The sequence below is a fragment of the Flavobacterium artemisiae genome (genome assembly GCF_042678225.1).
Lineage (GTDB): Bacteria > Bacteroidota > Bacteroidia > Flavobacteriales > Flavobacteriaceae > Flavobacterium > Flavobacterium artemisiae.
Genome location: NZ_JBHUDZ010000005.1, coordinates 58,429 through 74,700, shown reverse-complemented (window position 1 = coordinate 74,700; position 16,272 = coordinate 58,429). Strand labels below are relative to the sequence as shown.

General features: G+C 31.4%; 14 protein-coding genes. 8 read left to right on the top strand and 6 right to left on the bottom strand.

Annotated elements, in window-relative coordinates; all coding sequences use genetic code 11:
- Positions 1–45: 45 nt before the first annotated feature.
- From ACFSC2_RS05185 to ACFSC2_RS05150, 8 genes are all read left to right on the top strand, one after another.
- Entirely contained in the window at positions 46–705 is a 660-nt protein-coding gene (locus tag ACFSC2_RS05185) for a hypothetical protein (protein ID WP_379816625.1), read from the top strand.
- Between the two features lie 324 nt (positions 706–1,029).
- Complete coding sequence (locus ACFSC2_RS05180; RefSeq protein ID WP_379816626.1) at positions 1,030–1,497, top strand: hypothetical protein; 468 nt, start codon at positions 1,030–1,032, stop codon at positions 1,495–1,497.
- 160 nt (positions 1,498–1,657) lie between these two features.
- The gene (locus tag ACFSC2_RS05175) at positions 1,658–2,164 is read left to right on the top strand and encodes a hypothetical protein (protein ID WP_379816628.1); all 507 of its coding nucleotides are present in this window, start codon (positions 1,658–1,660) and stop codon (positions 2,162–2,164) included.
- A gap of 568 nt (positions 2,165–2,732) precedes the next feature.
- On the top strand, positions 2,733–3,368 hold the full coding sequence (locus ACFSC2_RS05170) for a hypothetical protein (protein ID WP_379816629.1): 636 nt from the start codon (positions 2,733–2,735) through the stop codon (positions 3,366–3,368).
- A gap of 211 nt (positions 3,369–3,579) precedes the next feature.
- Positions 3,580–3,933: a hypothetical protein gene (locus ACFSC2_RS05165; RefSeq protein ID WP_379816630.1), complete on the top strand. Its 354-nt coding sequence runs from the start codon at positions 3,580–3,582 to the stop codon at positions 3,931–3,933.
- A 566-nt stretch (positions 3,934–4,499) separates the two neighbouring features.
- Positions 4,500–4,961 (top strand): hypothetical protein, encoded by a 462-nt coding sequence (locus tag ACFSC2_RS05160; RefSeq protein ID WP_379816631.1) that lies wholly within the window; start codon positions 4,500–4,502, stop codon positions 4,959–4,961.
- Positions 4,962–5,438: 477 nt separating this feature from the next.
- A complete protein-coding gene (locus ACFSC2_RS05155; protein WP_379816632.1) occupies positions 5,439–5,738 on the top strand; it encodes a hypothetical protein in 300 nt (99 codons plus the stop codon).
- 16 nt (positions 5,739–5,754) lie between these two features.
- On the top strand, positions 5,755–6,777 hold the full coding sequence (locus ACFSC2_RS05150; protein WP_379816633.1) for an outer membrane protein assembly factor BamB family protein: 1,023 nt from the start codon (positions 5,755–5,757) through the stop codon (positions 6,775–6,777).
- A gap of 120 nt (positions 6,778–6,897) precedes the next feature.
- On the opposite strand, the gene ACFSC2_RS05145 is transcribed toward ACFSC2_RS05150, so the two are convergent.
- From ACFSC2_RS05145 to ACFSC2_RS05120, 6 genes are all read right to left on the bottom strand, one after another.
- Entirely contained in the window at positions 6,898–8,295 is a 1,398-nt protein-coding gene (locus tag ACFSC2_RS05145) for a TolC family protein (protein WP_379816634.1), read from the bottom strand.
- Position 8,296: 1 nt separating this feature from the next.
- Complete coding sequence (locus ACFSC2_RS05140; protein ID WP_379816635.1) at positions 8,297–9,649, bottom strand: HlyD family secretion protein; 1,353 nt, start codon at positions 9,647–9,649, stop codon at positions 8,297–8,299.
- 2 nt (positions 9,650–9,651) lie between these two features.
- Complete coding sequence (locus ACFSC2_RS05135) at positions 9,652–11,307, bottom strand: peptidase domain-containing ABC transporter (RefSeq protein WP_379816636.1); 1,656 nt, start codon at positions 11,305–11,307, stop codon at positions 9,652–9,654.
- A gap of 99 nt (positions 11,308–11,406) precedes the next feature.
- On the bottom strand, positions 11,407–11,811 hold the full coding sequence (locus ACFSC2_RS05130; RefSeq protein WP_379818572.1) for a hypothetical protein: 405 nt from the start codon (positions 11,809–11,811) through the stop codon (positions 11,407–11,409).
- Between the two features lie 699 nt (positions 11,812–12,510).
- On the bottom strand, positions 12,511–14,022 hold the full coding sequence (locus tag ACFSC2_RS05125) for a glycoside hydrolase family protein (RefSeq protein ID WP_379816638.1): 1,512 nt from the start codon (positions 14,020–14,022) through the stop codon (positions 12,511–12,513).
- A gap of 7 nt (positions 14,023–14,029) precedes the next feature.
- Positions 14,030–16,207, bottom strand: coding sequence for an HAD-IIB family hydrolase (locus tag ACFSC2_RS05120; protein ID WP_379816639.1), 2,178 nt, complete (start codon positions 16,205–16,207; stop codon positions 14,030–14,032).
- Positions 16,208–16,272 lie beyond the last annotated feature (65 nt).

The window sequence follows — 16,272 nt, the reverse complement described above, 5'->3', positions numbered from 1 at the left end:
TACTTCGCATATTACCAACAAAAAACCTTTAAAAAAACAACTATTATGAAATTAATATTATACTTCATAATGATTAACTATATCTTATTAGTGAGTTGTAATAGACATCAAAATTCAATTATATTACAAGAAAGCACAAATTGTGAAAAAAAAGCAGATAGTTTCAACTATCCTAAAGATTTAGAGTCATTTGAAGAAAAAAAATACATTTGCGATACTACACTACCCTTCATAGAAAATGACGGCAGACTTTTTTTAAAAAAAATGAAAATTACTTTTTCTGACAAAAGTTTTGCATTAATAAATTTTGATAGAAAAACAAAAATACTATTTGACAAAAAAGAGAATTTACTACTCGTATTTAAAGCCTCAGAAATTGATAATTTCTATTTTAATAACCCAAGCAATAAAGAACTTTATCCACTGTCTTTTTATGTTTTAGATGAAAAATATTTACCAAAATATCATTTTGCAGGAGAGGTAATTTCAATATTCAAAGACAATGTTAAAATGGGAAAATTTGAAGAGTATAGAATAGTAATGAAAAACAAACCTTTGAATAAGAATTATGAATTGTTTAAATATTCAGATTTAATTAAAGTGATCACAGAATTAAATAAAAGGAATTATGAAATAAAAAAAGAAATAAGTCCAGATATGTTGAATTATTTTTACAAAGAAGAACCTATTTGGATTGAATTCTAAACCCGAATGCTTTGTTTTGTCCTGAAAAAAAATTACATATTTCCAATCATATATTTTGTCCTGTCATTAATTAAAATAGCAGGACTTTTAATGTAATAACCTCCCTGATCATTTGGGAAGTACTTCGTATATTACCAACAAAAACGGTTCTATTTCACAGCATGTGGAGTACATTGCTTTTCGAGAAGTTTTGTTTGAGGAGCATTCTAGTTCGTTTTCTTCGCCTTATTTATATATCCGAATGAAAAACAAGCTAATTCTAGTTTATTACTGAAAGCGAATTATAAAACTATATATACAAAATCTGGACAACCAATTACACTGATGGAAAATAAAAAAATTAAATGCAAAATCTTGTTACTGCTAATCATTTTGATTTCTTCATGCAAAAGCAGTGATCATGAATTTTATTTTGACATTCATGAGCAATCAATAATTACTTGTGATCAGCAACCTATAATTAAATTATTAATTACAAATGATTCAATTAAGCCAGATGGTTTTTTGTATGAGAAAGGAAGTTTCTTAGTTTGGAATGGAAATCAAAGTTCAGCTCCCGCTAAATTATCATTAAATAAGATTTCTAAAGGCTACTATTATTTTGAAGGAAAATCGGCAATAGATTTTAGACTCAAACCAAAAAATGCGTATACAATTGAAAAATCTGGTGGAGGTAATCCTTCCTTTAAAATAAGAATATGGACAGACTTGAATGGCAAAGTTTATAAAACTACTCACCCAAATTGTGGTTTAAAAAGTCTGGAAGATGATGGATATACAAATGCACCTTAAAATTTGAAGCTTTATACTTTGCTGCGTAAAGAATATTAATATTAGTCCTGTTATCAATTAAAATAGCAGGACTTTTAATATTACCAACAAAAACGGTTGTGGCTTCACAGCATGTGGAATATGAAAAAGTACTTTAAAAAAAACTAATTAAAAGAAAAAGATGATTAAAAGATTTTTTATAACATTAGTTGTATTGTTAGTTTTATATGGCTTCTATAAACCATTTGCAATACAATTAAAAAATAGTCAAGAATTTAATTCTTTTAATTTGGACGCAAATTCCGTTTTTAAATTAAAAGAATACATAAAGACTGAAAAAAAGAGGAATTACAAAGCTTATTTAGTATTTAATAAAGAAGAATTGGACAACTTAAATACTAATATTCCTAAATGGAATGTTCTAAAATGTGAAGATGAAAAAGTAATAACTGATTTATTTAATTCTGAACTAAGCTATACTGGAGCCGATGCAGCTACAATACAAAGTAAGATATATGTATATTCCGAAAATAAATTAATTTTTGAAAGTGAAATATCGCTGGATAGAAATTCAATAGGTTTGCAAAACAAAGAATTTGGCTGGGTAAAACCTATAGCGGATAAAGATTTTATAAATATTTTTAGCCGATTTAAACGTTATAATTTACCAGTTTTGATTATTTGGTAATGAAAAAAACATTTAAAATAATTTTAGTTGGGTTTAACGTAGATTACCAATAACATTTCAGTTTAATCAAAACTGCAAAAGCTAATTTAAAATGAAAAATAGCAGCATAACAAGTATAATAACAAATGTATTCTTTCTTGTATTATTCATAATAATTCAAAATTTTTCTAACATTAGTCCATATAGATTATGTCAATATATCCATGACGATTTAAATTCTTTATTATTTAAAAGATTTTTACTTTTTATAATATTATTTGGAACAATAATATTATGGAATTTATTTTTAAAGTTTATCTTCAAAATTTTAAAAAACGATAAAACTTTTATCACAAAAAAAATGTATTTAATAATTTTTAGTATTTTATTTATTTCTTTAATTGTGAATATTTATAATATCCTAAACTTTAACTGTAGGAATGTTCAAGAGTAATAGAATTTTCGTTTGAAGAACATGACCATTTGTGAATTAAATGAGATGTTGTTGTACTTCGTATATTACCCACAAAAACGGTTCTATTTAACAGCATCTGAAGTAAGAAAAAGTTCTTGTAAATAAACTTGTTGAATGATGACAAATAACAATCTAGAAAATTTCAATATAAAGGTATTCAATACACTAAAAAAGAAAGGAGAACTTAAGTATTTAGATTACGAAGTTGATCTTTCAAAAAACCAAAGCAGGTTCAATTTTAGTAATGGCATTTATTTAGGATTTGATCAAAAGATATATGTGTATTATTCAGAGAAAGAAGTATTAAATAATTCTGTTTCTGATAAAAAACAATACTTAAATCGTGAAAGTACGTTAAGGGAATTTAATGCTCTAGAAGATGCTTTTGATTATATTGAATATTTGCAAAATCTAATAACATCTAAACAACTAGAACAGTTTTTTTACTTCGAATACAAATTAAAAAAGTCGAATCAGTCTTGTCATAAAAAGTTTTCGTTACGAATTGTAAACAACAAAAGCGCTGATGATTATATTGCACGAATAGATAGCTCTAGGTCGGATTTTTATATGACAATTTGCTTTTTTTCCAGTTATCAATTTGAAGCTGATTTTATGCCTGTTGATGAAAATTGGTCAAATCATAAAGTCAAAAAATACAATCACATCGATGATTTGTTTTTAGATTTTCAACATTATACCTCTTATGATTCCATTTCGATTGAAGAATCGGAAAGAGATCTGTTTTAAAAAATCAACTGATGAAATACAGAATATATTTTTTACTTCTATTTACTGTTGGTACAGCATTTGGAATGTCGGGAGCAACAGCTGCAATTCGAATTGGGGGTTGCACTATTAATGAGTGGAGATAGTCGTCCGAAAGAAGACCAACCAAAATATTTGTATAGAAATATGAAATACAATCAACAGCTCCATTATAGAAACCAGTAAAAAAACTATGGAACCCTTTCAAATAGAAGAAATAAAAGAAAAATTAGTTTTTAAATTATCTTATGAAAATTTAAAATTGATGAATAGAGAGCAATTTAAGATGTTTGGAATTAATCTTTTCAAATGGTTAGATGAATTGCGTGCAAGCGGTCTCACGAAAAATGACTTGGAAAAATGCATAAATGAAATATATTACGTTCAGTCTGATTACTTTGATGAAGATTCATTGTTTGAAGAAAGAATTTATGTTATTACAAATGAAGTCATTTCTTTTTGTGCATCACCATTTTTTTGGGATATTAGCTTGGATGAATATTTAGATAAGTGGCAGTCTTTTTTTGTATATAATGAAAACTTATAAAATCACCGTCTCGTCCTAAAGAAGATTTAGTCATTTCCTTCAATATCTCGGCTCTTGTTGTAATAAGTCTGTTTAATAATTGAGTTATATCATTACGAAGAACGTTATCCTGAGAATGTTGATCCAAAAGTGGTTAGGAACTTTGTCATGATGGATAATGATAAAATGAGATTAATACATTCCCATGAATACGGAGAAAAGTTGAAAAAGCATGCCTTCTTTTATATGGATTTATTGGGTTATTATCAAAAACATATTTAGATTATTTAGAAAGTGTATTTTAGAAATGAAATGATACTGACTGTTTTATTGCTAACATTGAATTTAAAAACTATAAAATTTTAGATGATAAACATGAAAAGAGTTCTTTAGTAGAAAGCGATAGTTTATTTAGAATTGGAAAATATGAATATAAGACATACACTTATAAGCAATTAGAAAATAAAAATTGGAAAATTAATTATCCTGATGATGGTTTTAAAAAAGGATTTCCTTTTAAAGTATATAGGAAGTAGCGTGATAATAATTCATAATCAATTTGGAAAAATTAATCTAATCACAAAAAAATGAAAACTTCAGTAATTGTTACGCTTCTTTTTTTATGCCTGTCATGCAAAAATAAAGAAGATGAAATCGGAAGACCTGACCCCTATATTTTAACTGAAAATCATATTTCAGAAGATTGCAGTGCTTTTCAAATGCGTTTTGATAAAGGAGATTATATTTTGAATTTCGCTTTGACAGGAACTTGTCCAAAACTAAAACCTGAAGAATATACAAAAGAATATTCTCGATATTTGAAGGTTTACAATGATAGTTTATCACTCAGAAAAGGTTTTATACTTATAAAATATCATGGATTTAATACTAACATCAAAAGATTTCAAGATTCTATAATACAGATTACAAAAAGAAATTTTAAAACTAATGTTTCTTTAATTGAAGAAGAGAATGAGTTTTTTATGATTCAAGTTGGCAATGATAAAGCTATGCTAACTAGATATTTAAAGAAAACTTATGAGAAATAATCGAAGAAATACTTTGAACATAACTAAAAAACTAGAAATAACTTAAAAACCAGTTATGAGGAAAAATATATTTCTATTTCTAACCACCGCAATCATATATTTATCGTTAACTTTTTTATACAGCCTTTTTTTCGGATTGGCGCCTTTTAACAATGGTCAGGTAATTGGGTATCCAGCAATCTATTACCAATTCTGGATTTCGGACACAGAAAAACAATTTGGTTTTATGAAACTTGACAATCTTTTAATCAACTCAGTTATTATATTTATACTAACGTTGATTTTTAAAACGATACAAAAAACAAAGGCGATAAACCCAAATAATGAAAAATAAATTTTACTCCAAAAATATATTAGTCGGTATTGCCAAATTTGATTTTAAGTGTAATCAATATTTTTTTACCAGCTTTTTACCTGAAAAGAAATTATATCTGAGAAAAGATTGTCAAAATTCTATTATCTTTTTAAAAGTAGTCAATGAAAAAACCATTAATTCTAATCACAGTTTTAATTCTTATCGGTACATTTTTACAGCTAATTTTATTTGCAACTTCTCCCAAAATAGAATGCAGTGAAATAAATCATCAATTTTATGTTTTACTGCGAAATTCAGTAAATCAATATTTAATCCTTCTTTTAATAGAAATACCATTCTTGCTATTTTGGTTTAAAAGAGATTTTAAAAAGATTATCGTTTCAGTTTTACTTTTTACGATTTTATTTTTAAGTGTTTTTAGTTGCTATTTTTATGCCTATTATCAAGCGATTTGTAAATAGTTTTACATTAAAATATATGAAATATAAAACCCTGCTCTTTATATCCTTACTAATTATTGCATGTCAGAAAAAAAATAACGATACTTTCAGGTTAAGCGGCACGGCTTCTGTTTTTAACGACACTTTATTGGTTTGTAGCACATTAAAAGATAGTGTGATTATAGAAAACATTAAAAATAAAAATATCATTTTCTCTAAAAAAATAAATGATACTGAAGCAATAAGACCACAGCCCATTTTAGATAAAAATAATCGACTGTACAGCGTTTTTTCTGAAAATAAATTAAGCTGTATTGATATCAAAACAAATACTGCAAAATGGACTTACACGACCGAACAAAAAATCAATGCCATAAAATGTGTTAATGACACTTTGATTGTAATCGGAATTCGTGATTTCGGTTTAACTGCACTTAACAGCCAGACAGGAAAACCTGTTTATCATTTAGAAGAAAGCCACTCTTCAGTTTGTAATTCAAGTTTTATTATTGAATTTACTTTTGACAAAGAAAAACTATATGTTTCCGATTTTCAATGCAATACGCTTTCTGCTTACAAATTAAACAACGGAAAGAAAATATGGTCATATAAATCAGATTTAGAAGGATTATCAAAATTATTAGTTTATAACAACTTTATCTTTTCTGGTATAACCGGAAACCCGATGAAAAACGAGGGTAAAATCCTATTACTTGACAAAAAAACGGGAACTGTTTTGGCTGAAGAAAATCAAACGTTTGATCTAATCGCAAATACGATTGTATATAACAACAATATACTTTATTATACTTATGACGGAGTTTTAAAAGAATTTGATTTGGAAGCGCAAAAATCAAAAACGTTCTATAAATTCAATAAAGAAAATAAGCCTTGCGACAGTCAATTCCATTTAATCGGAAATGATCTTTATTTTGAAGATTGTCAATTCAATATTGTTCGTTTTAATCTCAAGAAGAAAACATTAAAGAAAATAGAACAAAAGAAGAAAGGATTAAATGCAGTTTACCTTTACAACAATGAAGTTAAGTTTGTTTACTAATTTTTTTCTGATGACAAACTGATAGTCATTCATTAAAAAAATTTAATTTAAAAAGAGCTCGATATCCCATCGAGCTCTTTTCGAACTAACTAAAAATATTTAATATAGCAAAGGAAAAAATTAATCTGGATTTGCCAAGATCTTGTATAACTCGGCATTTGACAGATAAAATTGATTCTCTAAACTAATCTGTGAAAGCTTAGCACTTACTAAATTGTTCTCTCTAGAATTGATCAAGAAAATGGAACTTTCACCAAAAGAAAATAATTTTTCTTCGGAGTTCAGCATCATCATATAATCTTTTACAAGATTATCGATCACGATTTTCTGTCTTCTTAAAGAGGCAATTTCTGTTTGCTGCGCTTTAATTTTATTTTTTAATTCCAATCGCTGCTGTCCGATATCAAACTGCAAGTCTTGAATTTTAATTTTAGCCATTTTCAAATTTCCACGCTCTTTTCTAAGAAAAATTGGGAAACTGAAATCAACATTAAATTTATAATCGTCGGCATTAAAAGTGTTCCAATACTGTGGCTCAGATATGTAATTGTATCCGACGTTTACTTTTGGAAGAAGTGAATTTGCCTTTAACTGACGATTAACTTCCAGAATAGACATTTTGGTTTCCAGAGACTGAATTTTCGGATGCGAATCCAACGATTCAACATCAACCATCATAGCGTCTGTACGTAAAGTCTCTTCTATTGTCTGAACTAAATTTTGCTCTGGTTTTACCAAATCTCCCAATTCAACCGGAACATTTTCAATCCATAAATAATTAGCAAGATTTAGCTTTGCTTTCGCTAATTTCAGGTTTCCGTTTTCAAGATTTAATTCGCGGTTTCTTACCGTAATTTTAGCTTCAACGCTGTCAATTGCCGGAGCATCTCCAGATTCTATCAACTTTCTAACGCCTTCAAAACGTGTACTTGCAAAACCTAAATAGTTTTTATACAATTCGGCTTCGTTATAGCTTTTTCTCCATTCAAAATAAGCTTCACTAGCCTTGTATAAAACTGCAATGGCTTTTAATTTTCTCTCAGCATCACTCAGTTTTACCTGAAGTTTTCCTTCGCGAACGTCGGCCATTCTTTGGTTAATAAACATCCCTTGCCCTAAAGCCACGCTGACACCAAGCGAAGTTAAACCTGCTTCTGGCGTACGATTCTGCGGATTGTAATATTGCCCGTCTGTGTCATCAAAACCTGCTTTAACTTCAATTCCGTACCAGGTCGGAATTTTGAAACTGCTGTTTAATAACGAATAATATTCTGTTCCTTTAAATTCTTTCTTATTGTAATCAACTTCAATTTTCGGATCAAATCCGCCGCGCGCTGCCATTAATTTTGCCTGCGCATTACTCACTTCAAGATTGGCTTGTTTGACCAGCGGATGGTATTTTTTTACATATCCCAGGAACTCGCTGAAAGTCAATTCTTCTTCATTAAAATTCTGAGCAGATAAAGTCGAGAAGCCGAAGAAAATTAAGAAAGAAAACAATTTTACAAGATTTCTCATTTTACTTTTTCTCCTTTCCTTTTGCTTCTTTTTCACCAGAATTATAATAATTTGGAGGGAAACCGTTTAAGTTTCGCCAAATCTCATACCATACAGAAACTGTTTCCAGCAAAGCTATACTCTGCGCTCCGGCACCAATACTAAGTTCTTTAGGCCAATGACGGTCTTCTCCATCTGGCGCAACCAAAATTCTGTATTTCCCGTTTGGGCTAATGAAGTTTTCAATCGCTACTACTTTTCCGCCATACGTTCCGTATGATAATCCTGGCCATCCTGAGAATACAATTCTTGGCCATCCGTCAAACCATACACGCACATTTGCACCTCGGTGTACCAACGGTAAATCTATCGGGTCTACATAAGTTTCTACCGCAATATCATAACTTGCCGGCATGATACTCACGATCGAAGTTCCTTCTTTAATCGTTTCTCCAAGACCAGCCAAAAGAGCACGGTTTACATAACCGCTCTGAGGCGCTGTAATGTAATACAACCCGTTTCTAAGTCTGTAATTTGTATATTGATTTTCTAATTTATTTACCTGAGCTTCTGTATCATATTGCGTACTCAAAGCCGTAAACTTATCACTTTTAGATTTCGAAATCTTCTCTGCATATTCTGCCGTGATTCTGTTGATTTCTACCTTCGCATTAATCAATTCATTTCTACTGCTTAAAAGTTTATTTTCTTGCGTAATAATATAAGCTTCAGATTCTTGCAGTTTTAATCTTTTCTGCTCAACATCCGTCATTGGTTTTAAACCTTCTTTGTTTAAAGCTGTTGAACGATCAAATTGTGTTTTAGCAATTCTCAATTGCGTTTTTACCGCAACAAGATCCATACTATCGCTTTTAATTTTTAATTGCGCCTGCTTTATTTTATTCTGTGCCTGCTGCAATTTTAATTGTCTTTCTGTATTAAGCGATTGTGCCTGAACGTCTAGCGAATTCACTTTATCGCCATACGATTCTACTGCCATTTTTTTTGCGTCAACCTGTTGTTTGGTATTTCCGACCAAATTTGGGTCTAAATAGTCTTCTTTGATTTCAGAAATAAAAAGAATTGTATCTCCTTTTTTTACATAATCACCTTCTTTTACATACCATTTTTCGATTCGTCCTGCAATGGTGTTATGAACAGTTTGCGGTCTTTGATCTGGTTTTAAAGTTGTTACAGAACCGCTTCCTGAAATATTCTGTGTCCAAGGGAGAAAAAGACAGAAAACTAAGAATATCAAAAACCCGATGATAACTTTGTTTAAAATTCTATAATGAGGTCTGCGGGCTACGCTCGTAATCGATTTATAGTCGCCCGGAGTTATAAGTACGTGATTATCTTTAGATATATTGAGCATGATTAAAGCTTTATGTCGTTAATAATTTTTCCGTCATCGATCGTAACCATACGACTGCATTTGCTCTTCCAAATATCATTTTTAGAAGTTACAATTACGGTCCAGTCATTTTCTTCAGAAAGTAAAAAATCCACAATTTTACTCGAAGTTATGTCGTCCATTTTGTCGACAGGATCTTCTAAGAATAAAATATTAGGTTTACCAACAATGCTTCGCGCCAAAAGAATTTTTTGAACGTCAGAAGCCGAAAGTTCGCGTCCGCCCGGATGAATCTGATTCTCTAATCCGTTCTCAAAAGTCTTAATGTAGGGTGTTAAGCCAACATTATCCAACGCCCATTTTAGGTCGTCGCTGTTTAATTTATCATTTCCAAAAATGATATTTTCACGAATTGTTCCAGCAAAAAGCGTATCACCTTGTAAAAAAGTTCCCGCTTGTGCTCTATATGTATCTTCGTTAAGACGATTCATATAATTATCGGTCACATACATCGCCCCGCTTTCTGGTTCTAAAACTCCAGAAAGAAGTCGCAGTAAAGTACTTTTTCCTGCTCCGTTTGGTCCCGTAAGAATGATTTTTTCGCCTTGTGAAATTTTAAGATTAATATTTTTAAGCGACTTTTTACTGTGTTCTGGATAATTATAATTGATACTTTCGGTCTCAATATTAATTCCTTTTTCTGTTTTGTCTGAAGTTTCAGGAATACAAGAAATTTCCATATCGGTCACCTGCCCTATTTTCTCCACAGAAGTCAAAACATCATAAAAAGATTCTAACCCGAAAATGATTTTTTCTACTGAATTGATCAGCAATACAATTACAATTTCAGCTGCCACAAACTGCCCTATGTTCATTTGATGGTGAATTACCAGAAAACCACCAATAGACAATAAGGCAGCAGTAACAATAACTTTAAAGATAGTCAGCTGTATATATTGTTTTTTCATTACCTGAAAGTGCTTTTCACGGTAATTTACATATTCGGCTGCATAACCGTCATTTCTGTTTAAAGCATATTCAAAAGCACCTTTTCTTCTGAAACTCTCACGATTTCTCGCAATTTCCTGAAGCCATGCAGCTACTTTATACTTAAATTTTGACTCGTTTAAACTGGTTTCTAAACCGTCTCTGTACGAAAATTTAAAAATGATATAAAGAATAACGATAAACAAAAGTCCGATTACCATAAAGAAAGAATGGTAAAGCACTAATAAAATAATACCCAAACCAACTTGCAGAAATGCAGTGCAGAAATCCAGCAAGAGTTTTGCCGTTCCTTTCTGAACCATTAAAGTATCAAAAAAGCGATTGGCTTTTTCGGGTGCGTATTCAGAATACATTTCTTTAAATTTAATTAAAGGCATTCTGTAAGCGAATTCAAAAGACGAACGTACAAAAATACGCTGCTGCAGATTCTCTACAATACGCAGCTGTAAAATAGTCAAAACGCCTCCAAAACCAACTCCGATTGTTACCAAAACAACCAAGACAATCCAAGAAACACTAAGCTGTCCGCTCTGAATAAAATTAATAATAGCCTGTATTCCTAAAGGCAGGGAAAGATTTACTATACCAGCAAAAGCAGCGTAAAATATAATTTGATATACATCGCGCTTATCCAGCTGCAGTAAGTTGAAAAAACGTTTAAGTGGTGTCATGAATTTAAAATAAATACAAGATTATTACATAGAATAAATATACGGCAAAAACCGCAATCAGGATGAAAGAATTTCTTCTAACTCCTAAAGAACAAGTATTTATGAATTTATTCGCGGAGGCCGCAAATGTATTTTGCCGTGAAATCCGAAAGAAAATATGGGATTATCAACGTAGTTTTTCCCTTTGGTTTCAAAGAGGAAATAAAGTTTAGGAATTGAATTACCTATAGAAATTAGATATTCTGCAGCAGGAATTCCTTTTGCTAATTTTGTTGTTTTTGTATCTTTTGTTTCGCAATCGTCCACTTCTTCTGGAACACCGTCACATTTAAATACTTTTTTTAGAAAATTGCACGCAATTCCTTTAACCGTATAGGTTTCTGCATTGTCATTTATGATTCTGCCAAAACTGCTGGAAATATTTAAACTGCTGATTAAAAAATAGCCGACAAGCAATACCTGAAGGTATTTGCATAAAAGACTATTTTTAATTTTATTCAACATTTTTCTAAAAAATAAATTTACTTCATTCACTCAAAAAGCATTTTACTCACAAAAAACAAATCAATTTTGAAACAAAATCCCAGTGTTTTTAAGCAGTGTGCCTTGATTTTATGAGCGCGCAATTTAGAGCTAAAATTTTTGCGGTACATTAGAATAACATTAGAATTTAACTAAAATCAAAATCTTAACTTGTTATTAATAAATGAGTTCTGTTTTTTATCTAATGTTAGGATTTTATTATGAAGATTATTTCTAAAAAAGAATTGCAAAAAAAGAAGCTCCGTTTTGTCAAAATAAAAAAGCAAGTCTTACTGACTCACTTTGTTATTTAAATATTTATGTTCTAGATTTTGTATATCTTTTTGTTTCACGCAGATTTAAAGAGATTTAAGCAGATTTAAAAGGATCTTTTTATTTGACAAAGATTACAGATTAAATCGATTTATAAATAAAAAAATCTCCCAGATCTGCTAAATCTGCTAAATCTGCGAGAGAAATATTTTAAAAAATCTATAACAATCTGCTTAAATCTTTTAAAATCTGCGTGAAATTTTACTCCCGCAGATTGGGCAGATTAAATCGATTTATCAATAAAAAAATCTGCCACATCTGCTAAATCTACGAGAGAATATTTTAAAAAAAATCTATATCAATCTGCTTAAATCTTTTTAAATCTGCGTGAAATAAATTTAAGGTAAATTACATCTGAACCATTCTAGAATAATCCTTCTGATATTTTTCTGGATCTGAAGCTGCGTATTCGTTTTCCGGTTCTGGAATTACATGAATTTTTGAATCTTTTACCGAGATAACAGCCGAACAAACATAAATACCCACTTTTCCTTCATTGTATTTAAAGTCTAACAAAGTAAGCTTAACTACATCATTTATAGAAAGTTCATAGTAATTTCCGTAACGGATAATTTTAAAATAAATTTCCTTTTTGTCTTCAATTTGAAACTGATTGGTTTGAATGTTTTCGAAAATAAAATTATTCTTTACATCTTTTTCATTAAATCCCCAAGCTCTAAATTGTACAAAACCATTCATAAAATCAATCGAAATATAATAGCCTGTTCCTTCTTTATCACATTCAATTACAAAACCCGTTTTTCCCATTCCTTCCACTGCCAGCGTTCCTTCCCAGACAAAATCATTAGATGGTTTTTCAAAACAATAAATTTCGTAACCGCTTCGGCATCCAAATCGCCATTTGTTTTCGTTTTCAATTACAAATTCGGCAGTCGGATTTCCTAAAATTGGCAAAGGCTGCGGAAGATCTTTCTGCTGAATCGTTTTTTGATATAATTTTTCCCAATAGAAATAACTTTTCAAAAGCAGTCTGCCACTGTGATCTACATCTAGTTCTTTTGGCGGCGGAATCACGCGGTGTGTATTGACATTTCCGTCGGCGAAATAAAAGTTATAAATAAGAAAATGTTCCCCGTCTTTTACCACGCGCGCGGCATAATTTCCCTGTGGCAATAATACATTATTATGAAAAGCGCAATATTCGCCTCTAAATTCTGGCGAAGACCAATAACGCACTTTTATATCTTCGCGAATTGACCCTAAAAGATAATGAGTTCCTTTTATTTCAATAACACAAGGGCATTCAACATCATCATATACATACGGAATATGAAGCGGTTTCTGAAGTACAAAACCTTCTTTTTCCCGCTTTGCAACGCCAATACAGCCACGACGATAAATAGGTCCAGAAGCACTTCTGGCGCAAATTAAGAGATAATCTTCGCCTTCATATTGGTATTTAAAAGGATCTCGAAAACTAATCCATTCTCTGGGGTTATTGTTTGGGCCTTCGTAATGCGGCGGTTCACTTTTAAACGGAAGATCGTACGAATTGTCTTTTGTCCAATTGATCAAATCTTTAGAAACTGCTCTTCCAATTTTTTGCTCAATTCCTTTATCCTGACGCTTTAAGCCAGTATAATACATTTCGTAACCTTTTCCTGTCGATCTTTTACTGACATGCATCGTCCATAACATATCATCGTCCCATTCTCCCGGATCGCCGACAAAAAGAGCATTTTTTACCCTTTTCCAGGAAAGACCATCTTTAGATACTGCATGCGCAATATAATCGTGATTGGGAATAATGAGGTGAAATAAATGATGAATTCCGTTTTCGTCTATAAAAACATCTACGTCGCCTATTTCCCAATTACTAAATCCTGAACCTGAATACATATTATAACTATTTAATGATTTTGTAATACTTTAAACCTTCTAAAATGCCCGACGAGGCTGCCGTTTTGGCAACATAAATACTTTTAGAAGTTTCATATTCTGCTAATTCAGAACTACGGTTTCCAACAATAATTCCTTTTATCGGACCTCTAAACATATCAATATCGTTTCCTGAATCTCCCGCCGCAATAACATTCATCAGCGGAATCGCCCATTTCCTACACAAGAATTTAATCGCATTTCCTTTTGAAGCACGTTTTGGAATAAAATCTAAAAACTGCCCGTGACTCGGAATAATATTTACTTTGTACCAGCCCGTTCCTAAAGCTTCGATTAATTCCTCGTGATTGTAATTTTCCTGTTCATAGTAATACGATATTTTAAACGGATTCTGTGCTTCTTCTTCCTGCATTTTTATCCATTTTACTGTCGAAAGTCTGTTTTCAATATCTTCTCTTTTCCAGCGTCCTGAAAGGAATTTTGCCCAGCCTTTGTCGAGTACATAATCGTTTCCGTTTGTATAATAAATTTCGGTGCCCACAGAACAAATAATAAAATCGGGCAAAGGGAATTTTTCTTCGTGAATCACTTTTTTTACCAAATCCAGATTTCTGCCCGAAGCAAGTGCAAAAGCCATTTTATCCGTTCGATTCGTCAAATGTTCTTTTAACTCTTTTAAGCCTGGATTGCTTAGCTTTGGTTCAATCAGCGTTCCGTCAATATCAGAGACTAGCAGATTTTCTACTTTTCGTTTTAAACGATCAATATTGATGGCTGGATAATGCTGTTTTTTGATCCCTGCGCCAGATGAAAGTGATAAATTTTCATTGATTAAGTCAACATATTGATTGACATGGCTCAGCCAGCTGTAATGTTTTTGAATATTAATAGCTCCGTTATTTGAATAATATTTCCATTGATTTTCATCAGTTAAAACATTTAGAAGTGCTTTTTTTATCTGCTTTTCGTCTTGCGGATCTACTAATTCTCCGTTCTGGCAGACCGGAATAATTTCTGAAGGTCCGCCGTTTTTAGTAACCACAACCGGAAGTCCCGAACTTGCTGATTCTATAACCGTTAAACCAAAATTTTCGTGAAGTGCAAGATTGACAAAAACACCTCTTTTTTCGGCCGCATAACGATAGATAATCGAAACTTCATTTTCTACATCATGTTTTTTCGGAATCGCCATTTTACCGTACAAATCGTATTTGTCCATTAACAATAATAAATCGGTCAAAACGTCTTTTTCGGAGTCCGGCATCTTCTGAATGTCTTTTCTAATTCCGGCAAAAATGACCAAATTGGCAATACTCTGCAGTTCTTTGTCTTTGCCGTAAACCTCAATTAAAGTATTTAGGTTTTTATGACGATCTGGTCTTGAAAGCGCCAGAATAAAAGGTTTATGCGGATTGGTAAGAAATTTTGAAATCGATTCTGAAACCCAATATTTGCGCTGTGCTTCTTCCAAATGTTTTTCGTTATCGGCTTCGGTGTAGTAATAAGGAACAAATTTTCGAGTATCTATTCCGGGAGAAATAGCGTGGTATTTTGCTATTTCGAAGTTTTTGTAAGCTTTGTAGGTTTCAATTTCCTGCTCGGTAGAAGTGATAATAAATTCCGAAAGCTCTAAGGTTTTTTCTTCTGCGGCGATTCTGGCTTTAAATTTAAATTTCTTTTCCAGTTCTTCTTCGGTCTGCCCGCTTTCTAAAAGTTTTTTCTTTTTATAAAAACCCAGCGAATGTCCGGTATGCGCAAAAGGAATATTTAAAAGGGAAGAAAGTTCGGCTGCTGCATAACCCGCGTCTCCATAATGTGAATGAATCCAATCGGGGTAAATATTGTGCGATTTTATATGCTGCATCGCACCGCTTACAAAGGTATCAAGACCCTCCCACAATTGTTCCTTCGATTTGTATTTTTTTCCTAAAAACGGAATTCTTCTTATGTCTAACTTTTCATTTATAACTTCAACAGGCACAGCATATTCTGGAGAAAGAGACGGATCATCAATTAGTCTTGTAAAAAGATGAACATGCTCTACATCTTTATGCTGCGATAAGAATTCTGCAAGTTCGTAAACGTATTTGGTTTGTCCTCCGTTATCTGCGTCCCGACCAATTTCTAAGCCAGAACCTTTTAGAAGTCCATGTATATTTATAAGGGAAATTCGTAGTTTTTTCATCATTCATTTATCTTGAAATTTTAAGTTACAAATTACAACTCACTTCAGCCTTACGTTTTACAAAA

Bases quoted from the DNA above. Each gene is read 5' to 3' on its own strand.
- ACFSC2_RS05185 (WP_379816625.1), top strand. From the start codon at position 46: ATGAAATTAATATTATACTTCATAATGATTAACTATATCTTATTAGTG.
- ACFSC2_RS05180 (WP_379816626.1), top strand. From the start codon at position 1,030: ATGGAAAATAAAAAAATTAAATGCAAAATCTTGTTACTGCTAATCATT.
- ACFSC2_RS05175 (WP_379816628.1), top strand. From the start codon at position 1,658: ATGATTAAAAGATTTTTTATAACATTAGTTGTATTGTTAGTTTTATAT.
- ACFSC2_RS05170 (WP_379816629.1), top strand. From the start codon at position 2,733: ATGATGACAAATAACAATCTAGAAAATTTCAATATAAAGGTATTCAAT.
- ACFSC2_RS05165 (WP_379816630.1), top strand. From the start codon at position 3,580: ATGGAACCCTTTCAAATAGAAGAAATAAAAGAAAAATTAGTTTTTAAA.
- ACFSC2_RS05160 (WP_379816631.1), top strand. From the start codon at position 4,500: ATGAAAACTTCAGTAATTGTTACGCTTCTTTTTTTATGCCTGTCATGC.
- ACFSC2_RS05155 (WP_379816632.1), top strand. From the start codon at position 5,439: ATGAAAAAACCATTAATTCTAATCACAGTTTTAATTCTTATCGGTACA.
- ACFSC2_RS05150 (WP_379816633.1), top strand. From the start codon at position 5,755: ATGAAATATAAAACCCTGCTCTTTATATCCTTACTAATTATTGCATGT.
- ACFSC2_RS05145 (WP_379816634.1), bottom strand. From the start codon at position 8,295: ATGAGAAATCTTGTAAAATTGTTTTCTTTCTTAATTTTCTTCGGCTTC.
- ACFSC2_RS05140 (WP_379816635.1), bottom strand. From the start codon at position 9,649: ATGCTCAATATATCTAAAGATAATCACGTACTTATAACTCCGGGCGAC.
- ACFSC2_RS05135 (WP_379816636.1), bottom strand. From the start codon at position 11,307: ATGACACCACTTAAACGTTTTTTCAACTTACTGCAGCTGGATAAGCGC.
- ACFSC2_RS05130 (WP_379818572.1), bottom strand. From the start codon at position 11,811: ATGTTGAATAAAATTAAAAATAGTCTTTTATGCAAATACCTTCAGGTA.
- ACFSC2_RS05125 (WP_379816638.1), bottom strand. From the start codon at position 14,022: ATGTATTCAGGTTCAGGATTTAGTAATTGGGAAATAGGCGACGTAGAT.
- ACFSC2_RS05120 (WP_379816639.1), bottom strand. From the start codon at position 16,207: ATGAAAAAACTACGAATTTCCCTTATAAATATACATGGACTTCTAAAA.